14 protein-coding genes are annotated in these 17,609 nt (G+C 60.2%); 2 read left to right on the top strand and 12 right to left on the bottom strand.

Going from position 1 to position 17,609, the window contains the following annotated elements:
- Window positions 1–20: 20 nt before the first annotated feature.
- The 10 genes from secG to DCC24_RS02205 all read right to left on the bottom strand — a co-directional run bounded on the left by secG (window position 21) and on the right by DCC24_RS02205 (window position 10,381).
- A complete protein-coding gene (secG, locus tag DCC24_RS02250; RefSeq protein ID WP_110098294.1) occupies window positions 21–272 on the bottom strand; it encodes a preprotein translocase subunit SecG in 252 nt (83 codons plus the stop codon).
- A 37-nt stretch (window positions 273–309) separates the two neighbouring features.
- On the bottom strand, window positions 310–1,125 hold the full coding sequence (gene tpiA / locus DCC24_RS02245) for a triose-phosphate isomerase (RefSeq protein WP_110098293.1): 816 nt from the start codon (window positions 1,123–1,125) through the stop codon (window positions 310–312).
- A 97-nt stretch (window positions 1,126–1,222) separates the two neighbouring features.
- Complete coding sequence (gene pgk, locus DCC24_RS02240; RefSeq protein WP_110098292.1) at window positions 1,223–2,452, bottom strand: phosphoglycerate kinase; 1,230 nt, start codon at window positions 2,450–2,452, stop codon at window positions 1,223–1,225.
- Between the two features lie 135 nt (window positions 2,453–2,587).
- Window positions 2,588–3,589 (bottom strand): type I glyceraldehyde-3-phosphate dehydrogenase, encoded by a 1,002-nt coding sequence (gene gap, locus DCC24_RS02235; RefSeq protein WP_110098291.1) that lies wholly within the window; start codon window positions 3,587–3,589, stop codon window positions 2,588–2,590.
- A 165-nt stretch (window positions 3,590–3,754) separates the two neighbouring features.
- A complete protein-coding gene (locus DCC24_RS02230) occupies window positions 3,755–4,378 on the bottom strand; it encodes a superoxide dismutase (RefSeq protein WP_110098290.1) in 624 nt (207 codons plus the stop codon).
- Window positions 4,379–4,615: 237 nt separating this feature from the next.
- On the bottom strand, window positions 4,616–5,599 hold the full coding sequence (whiA, locus tag DCC24_RS02225) for a DNA-binding protein WhiA (RefSeq protein WP_110098289.1): 984 nt from the start codon (window positions 5,597–5,599) through the stop codon (window positions 4,616–4,618).
- 96 nt (window positions 5,600–5,695) lie between these two features.
- On the bottom strand, window positions 5,696–6,748 hold the full coding sequence (yvcK, locus tag DCC24_RS02220) for a uridine diphosphate-N-acetylglucosamine-binding protein YvcK (RefSeq protein WP_110098288.1): 1,053 nt from the start codon (window positions 6,746–6,748) through the stop codon (window positions 5,696–5,698).
- Window positions 6,745–7,656 carry an RNase adapter RapZ gene (gene rapZ / locus DCC24_RS02215; protein ID WP_110098287.1) on the bottom strand — a complete coding sequence of 304 codons (912 nt, stop codon included), beginning with the start codon at window positions 7,654–7,656 and terminating at the stop codon, window positions 6,745–6,747. The genes yvcK and rapZ overlap by 4 nt, the downstream gene beginning before the upstream one ends.
- 76 nt (window positions 7,657–7,732) lie before the next feature.
- The gene (uvrC, locus tag DCC24_RS02210; protein ID WP_110098286.1) at window positions 7,733–9,685 is read right to left on the bottom strand and encodes an excinuclease ABC subunit UvrC; all 1,953 of its coding nucleotides are present in this window, start codon (window positions 9,683–9,685) and stop codon (window positions 7,733–7,735) included.
- 6 nt (window positions 9,686–9,691) lie between these two features.
- Entirely contained in the window at window positions 9,692–10,381 is a 690-nt protein-coding gene (locus DCC24_RS02205) for a 1-acyl-sn-glycerol-3-phosphate acyltransferase (protein ID WP_110098285.1), read from the bottom strand.
- Between the two features lie 305 nt (window positions 10,382–10,686).
- Between DCC24_RS02205 and DCC24_RS02200 the strand changes: the two genes are divergently transcribed.
- Window positions 10,687–12,609, top strand: coding sequence for a VanW family protein (locus tag DCC24_RS02200; protein ID WP_158524576.1), 1,923 nt, complete (start codon window positions 10,687–10,689; stop codon window positions 12,607–12,609).
- A 30-nt stretch (window positions 12,610–12,639) separates the two neighbouring features.
- On the opposite strand, the gene uvrA is transcribed toward DCC24_RS02200, so the two are convergent.
- Window positions 12,640–15,633 (bottom strand): excinuclease ABC subunit UvrA, encoded by a 2,994-nt coding sequence (gene uvrA / locus DCC24_RS02195; protein ID WP_110098283.1) that lies wholly within the window; start codon window positions 15,631–15,633, stop codon window positions 12,640–12,642.
- Between the two features lie 258 nt (window positions 15,634–15,891).
- Between uvrA and DCC24_RS02190 the strand changes: the two genes are divergently transcribed.
- Window positions 15,892–16,608 carry an MBL fold metallo-hydrolase gene (locus DCC24_RS02190; protein WP_110098282.1) on the top strand — a complete coding sequence of 239 codons (717 nt, stop codon included), beginning with the start codon at window positions 15,892–15,894 and terminating at the stop codon, window positions 16,606–16,608.
- 54 nt (window positions 16,609–16,662) lie between these two features.
- Here the strand turns inward: DCC24_RS02190 and DCC24_RS02185 are convergent, their stop codons facing one another.
- Window positions 16,663–17,508 carry a methyltransferase domain-containing protein gene (locus tag DCC24_RS02185; protein WP_110098281.1) on the bottom strand — a complete coding sequence of 282 codons (846 nt, stop codon included), beginning with the start codon at window positions 17,506–17,508 and terminating at the stop codon, window positions 16,663–16,665.
- Window positions 17,509–17,609: the final 101 nt, after the last annotated feature.

Genomic DNA, 17,609 nt, shown 5'->3' with positions numbered 1-17,609 from the left:
TGAGAGAAAACTGGCAGGGATCAGAATTCGCGCATGAACTGGGGCAACAGCGCCAGGACGATGATGATCGCACCCCACAGCACGCCGAGGAAGACGGTCAGGCGAGTGAGGTTGCGCTGAGCAACGCCCGAAGAGCTGAGTCCGGAGGTTACGCCACCACCAAACATATCGGACATACCGCCCCCGCGGCCCTTGTGCAATAGGATCAACAGCACCATGGACACACTGATGATCACCAAAAGGATCTGCAGGACAATCTGTAAAATTTCCACGAAAAGATTCTTCCTTTACGCCGTGGGTGACGGCCAGCTAGTCGGTCAACAAATGATGCTCGAACCTAACAATATTAGCAAATTCGGCTTCGTCGAGACTGGCCCCACCGACCAGGGCACCATCGACGTCTTTCTCGCGCATGATGCTGGCCACATTAGCGGCCTTCACCGAACCGCCGTAAAGGATTCGTACCGAGCGGGCCACCTCGGGCCCGTGGTCTTGACTCAGTAACTCACGGATCGCTGAGGCCATTTCTTGAGCGTCCTCAGGGCCAGCGACTTCGCCAGTGCCGATTGCCCAGACCGGCTCGTAGGCAATAACCAGGTCTTGCACGTGCTGGGTGGGTACTTTGGCGATCCCGGCGCGGACCTGGCCCAGGGTGTGCTCGAGATGGCGATGGTCTTCACGCACCTGGAGGTCCTCGCCGACACAGAGGATCGGCACGAGCCCGTGCGTGAAGGCGGCCTGGACTTTGGCGGCCACGATCTCATCGGATTCCTGGTGGACGCTACGACGCTCGGAGTGGCCGACGAGCACGTACCGGCAGTCGAGTTTAGCGAGGAACTGGCCCGAGATATCACCGGTGTAGGCTCCGGAGGCGTGTGGGGAGAGATCCTGGGCTCCCAGAGAGACCGGGAGCTTATCACCGCGGATCAGGGTCTGCACACTGCGGAGATCCGTGAAGGGCGGGAAAACCGCGACCTCAATGGTGTCGAAATCGTGATCGGCATCGTTGAGGGTCCAGCAAAGCTTTTGCACCAGCGTGACGGCCTGCTGGTGGTCGAGGTTCATCTTCCAGTTACCGGCCATCAGCGGGGTGCGGTCATAGACTCCGTTAGTTGTGGAGGTCATGCACAGATCAGTCCTTCATCTTCTCGGGTCCGGTCAGCAAAGGCTCGACGAGCTACGCCGTGCCAACGGTCGGGTTGCACGTGCTACAGAGCCTGTCTTAGTTCTGCAGGGCCTGCACACCGGGTAGCTCGCGTCCTTCCAGATATTCCAGGGAGGCCCCGCCTCCGGTGGAGATATGGCCGAACTGGTCGTCACCGAAGCCCAGATTGCGCACGGCAGCTGCTGAATCGCCACCGCCAACCACGCAGAGTCCATCAACCGCGGTGAGAGCTTCGGCTACGGCCTTGGTGCCGGCCGCGAAGGCGGGTAGCTCGAAGACACCCATCGGGCCGTTCCAGAAGACGGTGTGAGCTGCGCGGATGGTCTGGGCGTAATGGGCTGCCGAGTCGGGCCCGATATCGAGGCCCATGGCCGACTCTCCATAGGTACCAGTTGCCAGACCATCGACGGGTCGAACTTCATGCCCGGCCTCAGCACCGAACGTTTCGGCCATCACGATATCGGTGGGCAACACGATGGTGGCCGCGCCGCCTTGGCCGGAGCGCTTCAGGTATTCGGCCACGGTATCGATCTGGTCTTCTTCGAGTAGTGAGGAGCCGACCTGATGCCCCTGCGCGGCGAGGAAGGTGAAAACCATTCCCCCGCCGATCAGTAGCGTGTCGGCTTTGTCGAGCAAATTATCGATGACCGCAAGCTTATCGGAGACTTTAGATCCGCCCAGGGCCACTACGTAGGGGCGAGCCGGTTCGGTGATCAGCTGGTCGAGTACCTGCAACTCGGTAGCGACCAGGTCACCCTGGTAGGCCGGAAGGTGCCGGGCGATATCGAAGACAGAGGCGTGCTTGCGGTGCACCGCGCCGAAGGCGTCGTTAACGTAAACCCCAGTGTCGCCGACCAAGCTTGCCAGTTCAGCTGCCAACTCAGCCCGTTCGCTGTCATCTTTGGAGGTTTCGCGGGGATCGAAGCGGACATTTTCCAGCAACAGGATCGATCCGTCGGCCAGCGCATCGGCCTTGGAACGAGCATCTTCACCGGTCAAATCGGTGGCACGCTGGACCGCGACCGTGGTGAGTTCAGCCAGCCGGGTAGCCACGGGGGCCAGGGAAAATTCGGGGTTGGGCTCACCCTTGGGGCGTCCCAGGTGAGCCATGACGATCACCTTGGCTCCTGCTGTGGCGAGCTTTTCCAGAACCGGCAATGAGGCGCGGATCCGACCGTCGTCCGTGACGGTTCCGGAATCCAGCGGCACGTTCAGATCAGACCGAACCAAGACGTAGCGGGAGCTGACTCCCTGCTCAAGCAAGTCGTTGAGGTTTTGTGCAGGCATAGGAGGAGACCTTTCAAGCGGCGATATTCAGGAGCATACACCGGCCTGAGCCGTCCACCGAGCAGTGGACTCGCCCGGGCCGAACGTCTGGTGATCCAGGGGGCTGTTGATGTTGTCAGAGCCGAGTTCCAGGGGTTAGAGAGTGTCGGCGGCACGCTCGACGAGGTCAAGCATTTGGCAGGTGTAACCGTACTCGTTGTCGTACCACCCGATAACCTTCACCACGCGACCAATGGACTTGGTCAGCGGGGCGTCATAGGTGCAGGCTGCCGGGGTGGTTGCGATGTCAGCTGAGACCAGCGGGTCGGTGGAGTACATCAGGCGTCCGGAGAGCTCGGGGGTTTCGGAGGCCTTTTTGAAGGCTTCGTTGACCTCCTCGATGGACACCTCGTGGTCGAGCTCGACGGTCAGATCGGTGGCAGAGCCGGTGATCACCGGCACGCGCATTGCGAAACCATCGAGCTTGCCCTTCAGGTCCGGGATCACTTCGCCGATGGCTTTGGCGGCCCCGGTGGAGGTCGGGATCATGTTTTGGGCCGCGGCCCGAGCGCGACGCTGATCCTTGTGCGGGGCATCGACCAGCTGCTGATCGCCGGTATAGGCGTGGATGGTGGTCATAATGCCGTCGACGATGCCGAAGCTATCGTGCAGGGTCTTGGCCATTGGGGCCAAGCAGTTGGTGGTGCAGGAGGCAGCGGAGATGATAGTCATCTCTTCGGTGAGGTTCTGATCGTTGACACCGACCACGAAGGTGCCATCAACGCCTTTTCCGGGGGCGGAGAGCACGACCCTCTTGGCTCCGGCGTTGAGGTGGGCGCTAGCGGCCTGGCGATCCCGGAATTTACCGGTGGATTCAATCACGACATCGATACCAAGCTCGTCCCAGGGCAGGTTGGTCGGGTCCTTTTCCTGGAACACGCGGATCGTTTGGCCGTTGGCGACGATATTGTCGCCGTCGTAGCTGATCTTGTGTGGGTAGTTACCCAGCACTGTGTCGTATTTGGTCAGGAAAAGCAGGTCTTCGGGTTTGGTCAGATCGTTGACGGCCACCAATTCAAGATCGGGGTGGCGAGATTCGATAACCCGTAACGCGTTGCGTCCAATACGTCCGAAACCATTGATGGCGATTTTTGTCATGTCAGGTCAAGCCTGCCTTTCGCAAAAGACTGTGTTGCCGTAAGCATGGTAGCGAGGTCGAGACGCTACGCCGGCCTCCCGTTGTCCAGTCTAAACAGCACCGGGGGCACCCTGCTAGGTGCAAGGTGCCCCCGAAGCATGGTTCACGCTACGACAACGCGATGGTTACGGGGTGACCAGACTGGATGCCTGGGAGCGTGCTACCTCAAAGCGCCGCTGAACATCTTCCCAGTTGACGATGTTCCAAATGGCCTTAACGTAATCGGCCTTGACGTTCTGGTAGTCCAGGTAGAAGGCGTGCTCCCACATGTCCAGCTGGAACAGCGGGATGGTCGCCACGGGGACACCGTTCTGCTGATCGTAGAACTGCTCGATGACCAGGTTGCCACCGATCGGCTCGTAAGCCAGGATGGCCCAGCCCGAACCCTGGATACCCAGAGCGGCTGCGGTGAAGTGGTCGCGGAAGGAATCGAAGGAACCGAAGTACTCGTCGATGGCGGCAGCCAACTCGCCGGTGGGCTTGTCGCCACCGTTCGGGGAGAGGTTCTTCCAGAAGATGGAGTGGTTGGTGTGACCACCCAGGTTGAAGGCCAGATCCTTGGAGAGCTGGTTGATCGCGGAGAAGTCACCGGCTTCGCGAGCTGCCTCCAGCTTTTCCAGCGCGGTGTTGGCGCCTTTTACGTAGGTATTGTGGTGCTTATCGTGGTGAAGCTCCATGATGCGGCCGGAGATATGGGGCTCCAGGGCTGCGAAATCGTAGTCTAGGTCGGGCAGAACGTACTTTTCCACGTTTCCTCCTCATACATCCCCCACGGTGGCGTCTGGCGGTGGGGCCACGCACGCAGGGCAGGGTTTTTGATCAGTTCTGTCAGCCGGTGCGGTGTGTCGACCATAAGCTGTCGTGATCGCTCCGGCGAACAGCGACGGGACGCGTCTTCAAGGCCACGCCCGTTGATTCTCATCCTAGACAACGTGACCCGGTAGCGATCAAGAGCACACTGACTCGGATCAGCTCAGGGCGAGAGTTTAGTCATCTTCGCGTAATTCTTCAGGCACGGCGTCGTGGGTATTGGGAATGTTTTCCTCGGCGGCACGCTTATCGGCCATGGCCAATAACCGGCGAATACGGCCGGCGATGGCGTCTTTGGTCATCTGCGGTTCGGCCAGTCGCCCCAGTTCATCCAGGGAGGCATGCTGGTGCTCGATGCGGAGCCTGCCGGCGTATTCCAGGTGCTCGGGCACATCGTCTTCCAGGATCTCCAGGGCGCGAGCGACCCGGGCGCCGGCGGCCACGGCGGCCTGGGCGGAGCGACGGAGGTTCGCGTCGTCGAAGTTGGCCAGCCGGTTGGCAGAGGCCCGAACTTCTTTGCGGGTACGGCGCTCTTGCCAGACTTTAACGGTCTCAGTGGCCCCCATGGCAGTGAGCAGGTCGGCAATGGCATCTCCATCGCGAATCACGACTCGATCGGATTGGCGTACTTCGCGCGCCTTGGCCATCACGCCCAACCGACGGGCAGCACCGACCATGGCCAGAGCAGCTTCGGGTCCGGGTGCGGTGACCTCCAGGGCGGAAGAACGGCCCGGCTCGGTCAGGGAACCATGGGCCAGGAAGGCCCCGCGCCAGGTAGCGGCGGCATCGGCCGTGGAGCCGTTGACGATCGCCGGTGGCATGCCACGAACCGGACGTCCGCGGGGGTCGACCAAACCGGTCTGGCGGGCCAGTTCGGCTCCACCGGCCAACACACGGATCACATAACGGTCCCCGTGGCGCAAATTTTGGCCGGAGACGCGGATCACTTCGGTTTGGTGGCCGTAGAGCCCTTGGATCGTCTGGCACAGACGCTGGGCCGCTTCGTGGCGGTCGAGTTCGGTCTCGACCACGATGCGACCGGAGATGAGGTGGATACCACCGGCGAAACGCAACATGGCCACGGCCTCAGCGGCGCGCTCCGAGGAGGTGGTGACCGGAATCTGGCACAGCTCTTGCTTCACAGCGGCTGTCAGTGCCATGCAATACCCTCTTTCGACAACGGCACATCGGCAAGATGGCCCGAGTGTTTTATCGAGTGTTTCCGCGCCACCAGGTGTGACGCAACTGGCGAGCAATCATGAGAACCGCGAAAAGATCTCGTCGAAAGCCACCGCCAGTTTCAGTGGATCGTGGATCCCATCGCGCTGATCGTCCAATACCCTACTAAAAACTGCTTCAGCGCCAAGTTTTTCTGCTGTCTGCTCAAACTGGTCGCGGTCGGCATCATCGACCACGGAGTGATCGACAATGATCGCGTCAAAACGCAGTTGGGGAGCGTACTGATGGAGCACCTCCAGGTGGTCGGCGGCGCACATGTTGTTGGTCTCGGTGGTATTGGGTTGCAGGTTCATCACCAGGGCGCGTTGTGCGGTGGTTTGGATCAGCGCGTTGCGCAGCTGGGGTAACAGCAAGTGGGGCAAGACTGAGGTGAACCAGGACCCGGGACCCAGCACAACCCAGTCGGAAAGATCGATGGCTTCTAGCGCTTCGGGGGTGGCCGAGGCGGTGTCCGGGTCGAGACGGATCGAGACCACCGAGCCGGCGGCAGCGGCGCGGGCCAACTCAGCCTGACCGGTGATGGTTTCCCGGATCAGTTCTCCCTGATCGTTGCCCGAGAGCACCGTACCGGAGATGGTCAGCGGGACCCGGGACATCGGCAGCACCGTGCCGCGGGCTCCCAACAGGGCTCCGGCCCATTGCAGCCCGGCGACCGGATCGCCCAGTAACTCGCCCAGAGCCACGATCAACAGGTTGCCCAGCGCGTGGTTGTTCAGGGTCCCCGCAGTGCCATCGGCGCGTTGAGTTATGAAACGGTGTTGCATCGTATCGCGCCACGTTCTCCCCCAGTCGGTGTCATCACACAGCGCCGCCAGAGCCATCCGGAGGTCCCCGGGAGGGATCACGTCGAGTTCTTGGCGGATCACGCCAGAGGAACCGCCGTCATCGGCCACGGTCACCACGGCGGTGAGTTCACCGGCGATGAGTCGCAACGCTGACAGCGTCGAGTACAGTCCGTGGCCACCACCCAGTGCGGTGACTTTCAGCGCGGGAGCATGGTGCCCGGATTTACGGGCCGCATTAGAACGGGAGGGGGTCAGCGGTAGCTGACCGGTGTAATGCACGCTCATTCTCGGCCCCGATCTCGGTGGGAAATGGTGACTTTCAGCCCGGGCTGTTGTCGTAAGCGACGCCCCAGTTCTTCGGCAATCGCCACCGAGCGGTGTTTACCACCGGTGCACCCGATGGCCAGGGTGGCATAGTGCTTATTTTCGGCCCGGTAGCCCTCCATCACCGGGTGCAGGGCTTGGACGTAGTGATCCAGAAAAATATTCACTCCGGGCTTGGCAAGCACGAATTCTGACACGGGCTCATCGAGTCCGGTCAACGGGCGCAGCTCGGGCACCCAGTGCGGGTTGGGGATGAAGCGCACGTCGGCTAAGAAATTGGCGTCTTGAGGCACCCCATACTTGAAACCGAAGCTCAGGACATTGATGCGCAGCACGATCGGGCCCTGATCTGAAAACAGGTCCCGGGTGGCCTTGGTGAGGTCGTGGACATTCATCTTCGAGGTGTCGAGGATGAGCTCGGCCTGGTCGCGAAGATCTTCGAGCAGTTCTCGTTCGCGACCGATCCCGTCATTAATGCGACCATCGCCCTGCAACGGGTGCGGGCGACGTCCGGATTCGAAACGCCGGACCAGGACCGCGTCATCAGCGTCAAGGAACAGCACCCGCAGCTCGGTGCCATCGACCCGCAACTGGTGCATGGCTTCCTGGACCGAGGTGAAAAATTCTTTGCTTCGCACATCAACCACGAGGGCGAGCTTGAGACCCGTGCTTTCGGTGGTCTTGGAGATCAGCTGTGACATGGTCACGAACAGTTGCGGTGGCAAATTATCGACCACATACCAGCCCTGGTCTTCTAAGGCGTGGGCGGCGGTAGTCCGTCCGGCACCGGACATTCCGGTAATGATCAGGACCTCGGTGCGGGGTGGTTTGACAGGTTCCAGCTCGGAGGGTTCCACGGGTGTCGTCATGCCGTTAAGACTACTCACTTCGCGCCCGAAGATCGCCGGGAGCACGACGGTTAATCTGCGCAAGAGTCTCAGCTGCTCAGGAGTCCTGGGAACCTTCGGCTTGCTGCGTCTTGTCCGGGTGTAGGGCCGTATAAATCGTCTCAGCCAGCGCCGGCCCGATCCCTTGGGCATTTTGGAGTTGGTCCACAGTGGCGGCGGTGATCTTTTTGACAGACCCAAATTCGGCCAACAGCGCTTTGCGTTTGGCCGGGCCCAGTCCAGCAATGTCGTCGAGAGCGGAGTGGGTCATGGCCTTGGCGCGACGTTTGCGGTGGGCGGTGATCGCGAACCGGTGGGACTCATCGCGTAGCCGTTGCAACAGGTAGAGCCCCTCTGAGCTGCGTGGTAGCACCAACGGGAAGTCATCACCGGGGACCCACAGCTCTTCGAGGCGCTTGGCCAAACCGACCACTGGAATATCGTCGATCCCAAGGTCGGCCAGCGCCTGGGCGGCCGACGCGACCTGCGCCGGTCCCCCATCAACGACCACCAGAGAGGGCGGATAGGAGAAGCGTTGACAGTCCTGATCGTCCTCGGCGGCCAGCTCAGCTGGATCCAGTTGCCCCGAGAAAGGCTCAGGGGTGTTAGCTTGTTCCTGCAGATACTTCTTGAACCTGCGGGTGAGCACATCGTCCATGGCTCGGGTGTCGTCCCGGGCGGCTTCGCCGGTGACGTTAAACAGGCGATAGTCGCGTTTTTTTGGCAGACCATCTTCAAATACCACCATGGACCCAACTACATTGGTGCCCTGGGTGTGGGAGATGTCGTAGCATTCGATCCGCAACAGCGGTTCATGCAGGCCCAGAGCTTGCTGGAGTTCTTTCAGGGCCGCTGATCGGGCGGTAATATCTCCGGAGCGACGAGATTTGTGCAACCGTAGGGCCTCCACGGCGTTGTCTTTGACGGTATGCATCAGATCCTTTTTGGCGCCTCGCTGCGGGACCCGCAAATTCACGTGGGCGCCACGACGCTCTTCAAGCCAGGATTCTAAACCCGACACCTCGCCGGGCAAGACCGGGACCAAGACCTCGGCAGGGATGCGGTCTTGATCATCGAGCTGGCCATAGACTTGCTGAAGGAGTTGTTCGATCAGATCTTGTTCGGAGACGTCTTCGACCTTTTCCACCACCCAGCCACGCTGACCACGAATCCGGCCGTCGCGAATGTGGAAGACCTGGAAAGCGGCTTCTAGCTCGTCATCGGCGAAGGCAAAAATATCGGCTTGGGTATTTTCGGGTAGCACCACCGCGTTGCGTTCAAAGACTTTGTTCAACGCGGCAATGTCGTCGCGATAGCGGGCGGCATCCTCGTAGCGCAACTCGGCCACGGCCTCGGCCATTTTGGTCTCGAGTTCCCTGACGTAAGGCCGGATGTTGCCGTTCATAAAACTGATGAAGTCGTGGGCAAGTTGGCGATGGTCGGCTTCGGAAATATTGCCCACACAAGGGGCGGAGCACTTGTCGATGTATCCCATCAGACACGGTCGACCGGACAGTTCGGCCCGGCGAAATACTCCGGCCGAGCAGGTGCGGACCGGGAAGACACGCAACAACAGGTCCATGGTTTCACGAATAGCTTTGACCGGGTGGAAGGGACCAAAGTACTTCACACCGGGACGTTTATCTCCCCGCATCACCATCACCCGCGGGAAGCGCTCATTGATGGTCACCGCCAGATACGGATACGACTTATCGTCGCGGTACATAATGTTATAGCGCGGGGTGAACTGTTTGATCCAGGTGTATTCCAACTGGATCGCCTCTTGCTCACTGGCGACAATGGTCCATTCCACACCGCTGGCAGAGGTGACCATGGCTCGGGTTTTCGGGCTCAGTTGGTGCGGCGAGGCGAAATAGGACGTCAGCCGGTTCCGGAGGTTTTTTGCTTTGCCCACATAGATAATCCGGCCGGTGGCGTCTTTGAACCGGTAGACCCCGGGCTCGGTGGGAATATCCCCGGTACGTGGTCGATAGGTTGCGGGATCAGCCACAGCTGATCAGTTCTCCGTATCCTGCTCGGCCGAGGCGGCGGAATTATAGGAATCCACACGTTCTTGGCCGGTTAACTGAGCGATCGCGTCCATAATCTCATCGGTGATCTGGCGGCGAAGCTTGGGCTTGTGCTTCGGGCCAATTTTTTCAAACTGCAGGGGCTCTCCCACCGTAAGCCCGAATTTATGGGGCACGATCAAGTTACGTCCCGGAGGTTGCAGACGGTCGGTTCCAGTCAGTCCCACCGGAATGACCGGTGCGCCGGTGGTCAAGGCCAACCAGCCGACCCCGGTCTTACCACGGTAGAGTCGGCCATCGCGGGAGCGAGTGCCTTCGGGGTAGATGCCCACGCCTTCACCGTTGTCCAGGAATTCCACCAGCCGATCCAGGGCAGCCACTGAGGCGGCTTTTTGTCCACGATCCACCGGAATAGATCCGACCGATTCGAAGAAACTCTTCTGGAGCTTGCCTTTGATCCCCGGTGCGGTGAAGTATTCGGCTTTGGCGAAAAACCGCACCAGACGCGGGAGCATACTTTGTAGCAACACCGAGTCAAAGAATGACAGATGATTGGAGGCGACGATGAACCCTCCGGTGTCGGGAATATGGTCCAACCCCGAAATGTCAGGGCGACACGTGACCTTCACGAGGCCACGAAATCCGATCCGCACCGGATTTCGTTCGCGCAATCGCATGAAGCTCCTCACAAATGATGGTGGTAGTGATGACAACCGAAATTGCTACCCAGCATGATCTCAGCCGGTGGACAGCACGATTATACCCGTTGACCAGCAGCACCAGCACCGTTGCGTGATCAGCTCACCTTACGGAGCGTTACCGTCGGGTCACTACGATCCCAACACACGCATCGTTGCAGTGTGCGGAAGCGATTTTCCTCGGTACAATCCTTAGGTGTTGCCAGCCTGTACAGGCTCCGACTGCTCCCATCGATCACCATATGTGCACTCAGAGTGCACAGAATTTTCTGGAATCACACAGTATGCCCATTGAACACGATCATCCCGCTGACCATCACGATTCGGCCGGCTCTGCCACCGAGTCCTCTCGCTCACGACGCATCTGGCCATGGGTGCTGGGCGGTGGCATCGTCGTGTTGGGCGTGGGCGTCTATGTCGGCACTGCCATGGCTTTTGAGGATCGCCTACCCGCGAACTTCACCGTCGAGGGAATCGATGTGTCGGGCATGAATGTTGACCAAGCCCAGCAGAAGGTCGAGGACGAGTTGGACGAACGAGCCTCTCGTGAGTTGACCCTGGTGGGAGACATCCAGTCCCAGGACAGTGCCACGGGGGACGAAATCCCCACAGTAGACGATGCGACTCAGGACGATGTGACCGCCACCGTGGTGCCCGAAGAGATTGGCTTGGACTACGACGTCGACGGTGTACTGCAGGAGTATCGTGGCCTGAATTTCTCCCCGGTGGTGTTGTGGCAACGCCTCACCGGCGAAGGCCACCGTGAGGCGGAGACGACGATCGATGAATCTCAGGCCACCGAGGCGCTGCGCGGTCTTTCCGAGCAGATGAGCCAGGAACCCGTCGAAGGGTCGGTGACCTTCAACGCCGGTGACGTGGCATACCAGGCTCCCGTGTCGGGCGTGGGAATCACCGCCGAAGGGCTCGCAAGTCACGTGGAGGAGAACTGGTTGCAGGAATCCGAGGAGATCCATGTTCAGGGCGAGACCCTGGAGCCTCAAATCTCCGCTGACACCTGGCAGAGCTTCGTGGAAAACACCGCCGAACCACTCGTCGCTGACTCTTATACGGTCACTGCCGGCGAGGCCTCCACTGAGCTCACCCCGGAGCAGTTGGGGGAAGCAGCCCAGGTGGACACCGGAATGCAGGGCCCTTCAGCCACCGCAGACAGTTCGGAAGATAGCGAGGAATCTGAGGCATCAACGGACTCGACGGGCTCGACAGCGTCGATGCAGGAGTCATCGAGCGAGGGCACCGGCGATGCGACACCGTCTTTGGAACTGGACGAGGACTCGTTGGTCGCATCGCTGGAGGCCAATGAGGACGGGTTCGCTTCCTCGGCTACCGATGCGACGGTCAAGCTCAGTGGAAAGGCTGGATCGGCTCGTCCGGAGGTAGTCCCGGGAGAAAGCGGCACCGGGATAGCGGGTGAGGAAGTCGCTGACGCTATTGAGCAGGACCTGGCGCAGGATCAGACCCGCAGTGTCGAAGTCGAGGTCAAATCCCAGGATCCGGAGGTGACCACAGAGGATGCTGAAGCCTGGGATGTCACCCACGAGGTCGCAGAGTTTTCGACGCCGTATCCGGATGATCCCACGCGTACGCCGAACCTTGAGGTGGGTGCTGAACGCGTCAACGGGACCGTGGTGATGCCCGGCGAGGAATTCAACCTGGCCGAGGCCCTGGGCCCGGTGACCGAAGCCAACGGTTACGTTTCTTCCGGTGTCGTCCAGTCGGGTGTGACCGCGCAAGCGGTCGGTGGCGGTGTCTCGCAAATTGCGACCATGGCCTATAACGCTGGCTTCTTATCGGGGATGGACATTAAAGAACACCGTCCCCACTCGCGCTGGTTTGACCGCTATCCTAAGGGCCGGGAATCGACATTCTGGGAAGGCCAAATCAACGTCCGCTGGCTCAATGACACCGATGCTCCCGTGATTGTCGAAATGTGGCTGGACGATGAGAAAGTTCACGTGCGCGTGTGGGGCAACGACTACTACGATGTGTCGATGTCAACCTCAGAGCCGTATAACTACACCAATTCGCAGACCATCACCTCGAGCGAACCCAACTGTGTTCCGGAAGCCGGTGGCCGACAGGGGTTCACCGTGGACGTCACACGCTCGCGTACCGATCCTGAGGGCAACACCGATGACGAGTCCTGGACCTGGACCTACTCGGCATGGCCTCGGGTGATCTGTCAATAGGACTCGGGACTCGGGGAATCCTCCACGTGGTTAGTCCTGTGCGCCATGGAGTAGCGGGGCCAGGTATTGACCGGTATAGGACCCCTGGACGGTGGCCACCTGTTCGGGGGTTCCGGTGGCGACGACCTGGCCACCACCGGAACCGCCTTCGGGTCCCATATCGATAATCCAGTCGGCTGATTTCACCACGTCCAGGTTGTGTTCGATGGTGATCACGGTATTGCCCTTATTAACCAGCCGAGTCAACACCAACAACAGCTTACGGATATCTTCAAAGTGCAGGCCAGTGGTCGGTTCATCAAGCACATAGACCGCCCGCCCTGCCGTGCGTTTTTGCAGTTCGGTGGCGAGTTTGACCCGCTGAGCTTCACCACCGGATAGTGTGGTCGCCGGTTGGCCTAGCTTCACGTAGCCAAGGCCGACATCGACCAGTGTGTTCAGATAACGAGAGATCTTTCCGTAGGCGGAGAAGAACTCGGCGGCCTCAGCGATCGGCATATCCAGCACTTCGGCAATATTTTTGCCCTTATAGTGGACCTCGAGAGTTTCGCGGTTATACCGGGCTCCGTGACAGACCTCGCAGGGCACATAGACATCCGGCAAGAAGTTCATTTCGATCTTTAGTGTGCCATCACCGGAGCAGGCCTCACAGCGACCACCCTTGATATTGAAGGAGAATCGGCCGGGCTGATAGCCACGCACTTTTGCTTCGGGGGTGTCAGCGAAGAGCTTACGGATCGCGTCGAAGACGCCGGTATAGGTAGCTGGGTTGGACCGAGGCGTACGTCCGATCGGGGACTGATCGACGTGGACCACCTTGTCCAACTGGTCCAGACCCGTGACTTTCTTATGCCGGCCCGGCACCAGGCGCGCGTTATTGAGTTCATTGGCCATGACCTTGTACAGGACCTCATTGACCAGGGTGGACTTCCCCGATCCGGAGACACCGGTCACCGCGATGAAAGTTCCCAAGGGGAAGTCGACGGTGACGTTATCGAGGTTATTTTCGCGGGCGCCGACCACTCGGACGATCCGCTGGCGGTCAATCGGTCGGCGGGTCGCGGGAACGTCGATGGTGCGTCGATGAGCCAAATAGTCGCCAGTGATCGAGCGGGTGTTGTTTTTGAGATCTTCGAGCGAACCGGAGTGGACCACCTCTCCCCCGGCCCGTCCGGCAGCCGGGCCAATATCGACAATCCAGTCGGCAGCTTCAATGGTTTCCTCATCATGTTCGACCACGATCAAGGTATTGCCCAAATCCCGCAGGCGCAATAATGTGCCAATCAGGCGGGAGTTATCGCGCTGGTGGAGCCCGATCGAGGGCTCGTCGAGTACGTAGAGCACCCCGACCAGACCGGATCCGATTTGGGTGGCTAGCCGGATACGCTGGGCTTCACCACCCGAGAGAGTGGCTGCCGGGCGTTCCAGGTTCAGATAGTCCAGACCAACATCGATCAAGAAGTGCAACCGGGCGTTGATTTCTTTGAGCACCTGGTCGGCGATTTTGGCGTCCCGGTCACTGAGTTGCAAGTTCTCCATGAAGTCAATGGTGTCTTCCATGGGCATGGCCGAGACCTCGGCGATTGATTTTCCCCCAACCATCACCGACAGCGAAGTGGGGTTCAGCCGGGCACCGTGGCAATCCGGGCAGGCCACCTGGCGCATATAGGACTCATACCGATCACGGGCGTGATCGGATTCGGTTTCGGCGTATTTGCGCTTAATGTAGTCCACCACGCCCTCGAAACCGGACGTGTAACGCCGTTCCCGACCCCAACGGTTGCGGTATGCCACTTCGACCTTGTAATTATTGCCGTGCAACAGCGCTTTTTTGGCCTTGGCGGGCAACTCTTTCCACGGGGTGGTCATCGAAAAGCCCAGCTCATCGGCCAGACCTGCCATCAGCCGTTGCCAATACTGGGAGGCGGCTTTACCCATGTGCCAGGGTGCGATCGCGCCTTCTTCCAGGCTCAGATCCGGGTCTGGGATCACTAAGTCCTGATCAACCTGCAACCGGGAGCCGATACCGGTACAGGTCGGGCAGGCGCCGAAGGGGCTATTGAAGGAGAACGAGCGGGGTTCGATTTCGTCAATGGTCTGCACGTGCCCGTTGGGGCAGGACAGCTTTTCGGAAAACGACCGATATTTGGCCCGGCCCTGCTCATCTTCGGCGACCCATTCGGCGGTGTTCTTTTTCTCCGGGTCAATCTCGGCTTTGACGTCGACGAAATCGACGACCAAGATCCCCTCGGCAAGTTTCAGGGCGGTTTCGACCGAGTCGGTCAGTCGGGTGCGGATACCGTCGCGGATCACCAGCCGGTCAACGATCACGGCGATATTGTGCTTGTACTGTTTCTGCAGCTTGGTGGCCTCGGCCAGCTGGATCTGCTCTCCGTCCACGATGGCGCGGGAGAAGCCTTGCTGGGAGAGCTCGGCAAAGAGGTCGGCGAATTCGCCCTTGCGGCCGCGCACCACCGGGGCCAGGATCTGGAAGCGGGTTTTCTCCGGTAATTCCAGCAACTGATCGACGATTTGTTGCGGGGTCTGCTGGGAGGCAGGCTCACCGCACTCCGGGCAGTGCGGAGTCCCGATCCGGGCCCACAGCAGGCGCATATAGTCGTGGATTTCGGTGATCGTGCCCACGGTGGACCGAGGGTTCTTCGAAGTGGATTTCTGGTCGATCGATACCGCCGGGGAGAGTCCCTCAATAAAATCAACCTGGGGCTTATCGACACGGCCCAAGAACATCCGGGCATAGGCAGACAGTGATTCCACGTACCGGCGTTGGCCCTCGGCGAAGATGGTGTCAAACGCCAAGGACGACTTACCGGAGCCAGATAGTCCGGTAAACACCACGAAAGCATTGCGAGGAATATCGATACTGACATTTTTCAGATTGTGCTCACGGGCGCCGGCCACAATGATCCGGTCGGCTTCGACCGAATCATGGTGAGCGACGGTCTGTCCCGGGTGGGGTCCCGAGGCCAGCGAGTAGTTCTCTGAACCGGTCGAGGTAGTGGTCATGGTATCGTCTAGGTCCTCTCCGACTTACACGGTCGCAGTTGTTCTCAGGTCGTTGTCAGTCAGATCGCGAGCAGCTCGTGATCAGGAATTCTCCCGCTGTGCTACCAGGGCACAGGCAGTGACACAGCGCGGAGCCGACAAGCCTACCTGCTCTATGGTAGTCCGGTCTGCCGGTATGTTTGCCGACAGCTAATCCGGCCCTGAGCGCGTCGGTGCTGACCTGTACAGTCAGCCCACCCAGACCCTAAACTGAGCGCTATGCCCAGTCACGATACCTCGACCCAGCCCAGCAACCACCCCGAAGCCGGTGAGATTCGCGTGATCGCGGACCTGCCACAGGTCACCATCCGCAGCCGCTGGGTCTCCGAGATGCGCAATAACGTCTACCTGCTGACCTCCAAGTGTTCCGGTACGCAAGTGCTTATCGATGCTGCCGACTCCCCCGAGGCCATTGACGAGCTACTGGAATCCGCCCGTGCCGATACGCCCTGTGAACCGCACGTGGCGGTCATTATTACCACCCACCAGCACTGGGATCACATTCGGGCGCTGGCCGCGGTGGCCGAGACCACCGGGGCGCCGACCGCGGCCGGTGCTGCCGATGCCGAGGCCATTGCAGAAGCTACCGGCGTGGCTCCGACCGTGGTGCTCCACCACGGTGACACCGCCCAGTTCGACGGGATCAGCCTGGATGTGATTGGATTGCGCGGGCACACCCCGGGATCGGTAGCCCTGGCCTATCGAGCGGACGACGACGAGTCGCCGGTGATTTTCAGCGGTGATTCGCTCTTCCCTGGGGGTGTGGGCAATACGGACCAGGACCCCCAACGCTTCGCGCAACTGTTTGCCGATGTCACCGCGCGAGTGTTTGATCGCTATCCCGACGACACGGTGGTGTTGCCTGGACATGGCGATCACACCACCCTGGGCGCGGAGCGTCCGCACTTGGACGAGTGGAAACAACGCGGCTGGTAACCCGGCCCAGGACCGGGCTGAACCGGTGACGAGCGGTACCGCCGATACCGATGGTTAGATGGTGTAGTCCAGCTCTTTATGGCCTACCACGAACACCCGGCGCATCGGGAAGATGGTGACCACGGTGCCATCCGGGCTGGTGTAGGGCGGGTAGTCGTGCAACATCCGCTCTCGGTATTCACTCAGATATGCGGCTTGCAGATTGGAGCCGTCGCGCTCATCAATCTCGGCAAGACCTTGGAGCACCGGACGCAGGGCGGCACCTTTTACCCAGTTGTAGACCGGTTCTTCCCCGGTCAGTACCTGGTGATAAGTCGTCTCCCACACATTGGGTCGGAATCCCCGACGGATCAGCGTGTGCGTGTATTCTCGCGGGGTGTAGATCGATTCGCCGGTGTAGGTCCGCTGGGAGGCTTCAGCATATTCGGGCCGATTCGCCAGCTCGGCAATCGTCCTGTGGGAGGGTGCCGAATAATTGCCGGGGACCTGCATCGCAAACCAGGCACCCGGTGACATCTGCCCCAACCAGCGGTCCATCAATTGCCGGTGGTTGGGTATCCACTGCAACATGGCATTGGAGACCACCACGTCCACCGAGGCATCGGGCTCCCACTGTTCGGCCTCGATGTGCTCAAACCGCAGGTTCGTGGGGGCCTGTGGGTCGTCCTGAAGGCTGAGGCGAGCTTCTTGAACCATTTCTCGGGAGGAATCCAGACCAATGACCTCCGCCTGCGGCCACCGTTGGGCCAGGGTGCGGGTCATGTTCCCAGGCCCGCATCCCATATCCACCACGGTGCGGGGTTGATCGGCGTAGATCGCAGCACTGAGATCATAGAAGGGACGGGCCCGGTGCCCGGCGAAGACAGCATACTGGCTCGGATCCCAGATGAAATTCTCCATACCTCTACCGTAGACCCACGCAACGGTGGTGCCGCTGGGGCACTGACACCCAAAGAAACAGATCGTTTCGGTGCCGGCTTTCCGGTGCCGGTCTACGGCCA

The organism is Auritidibacter sp. NML100628, assembly GCF_003185985.1.
GTDB classification, from domain to species: Bacteria; Actinomycetota; Actinomycetes; order Actinomycetales; family Micrococcaceae; genus Auritidibacter; species Auritidibacter ignavus.
The sequence above is the reverse complement of the archived record's forward strand: the minus strand, read 5'-3'. Positions and strand labels throughout refer to the sequence as shown.

Coding starts and splice junctions, on each gene's coding strand:
- tpiA (WP_110098293.1), bottom strand. CDS start 1,125: ATGACCTCCACAACTAACGGAGTCTATGACCGCACCCCGCTGATGGCC.
- pgk (WP_110098292.1), bottom strand. CDS start 2,452: ATGCCTGCACAAAACCTCAACGACTTGCTTGAGCAGGGAGTCAGCTCC.
- gap (WP_110098291.1), bottom strand. CDS start 3,589: ATGACAAAAATCGCCATCAATGGTTTCGGACGTATTGGACGCAACGCG.
- whiA (WP_110098289.1), bottom strand. CDS start 5,599: ATGGCACTGACAGCCGCTGTGAAGCAAGAGCTGTGCCAGATTCCGGTC.
- yvcK (WP_110098288.1), bottom strand. CDS start 6,748: ATGAGCGTGCATTACACCGGTCAGCTACCGCTGACCCCCTCCCGTTCT.
- rapZ (WP_110098287.1), bottom strand. CDS start 7,656: ATGACGACACCCGTGGAACCCTCCGAGCTGGAACCTGTCAAACCACCC.
- DCC24_RS02205 (WP_110098285.1), bottom strand. CDS start 10,381: ATGCGATTGCGCGAACGAAATCCGGTGCGGATCGGATTTCGTGGCCTC.
- DCC24_RS02200 (WP_158524576.1), top strand. CDS start 10,687: ATGCCCATTGAACACGATCATCCCGCTGACCATCACGATTCGGCCGGC.
- uvrA (WP_110098283.1), bottom strand. CDS start 15,633: ATGACCACTACCTCGACCGGTTCAGAGAACTACTCGCTGGCCTCGGGA.
- DCC24_RS02190 (WP_110098282.1), top strand. CDS start 15,892: ATGCCCAGTCACGATACCTCGACCCAGCCCAGCAACCACCCCGAAGCC.
- DCC24_RS02185 (WP_110098281.1), bottom strand. CDS start 17,508: ATGGAGAATTTCATCTGGGATCCGAGCCAGTATGCTGTCTTCGCCGGG.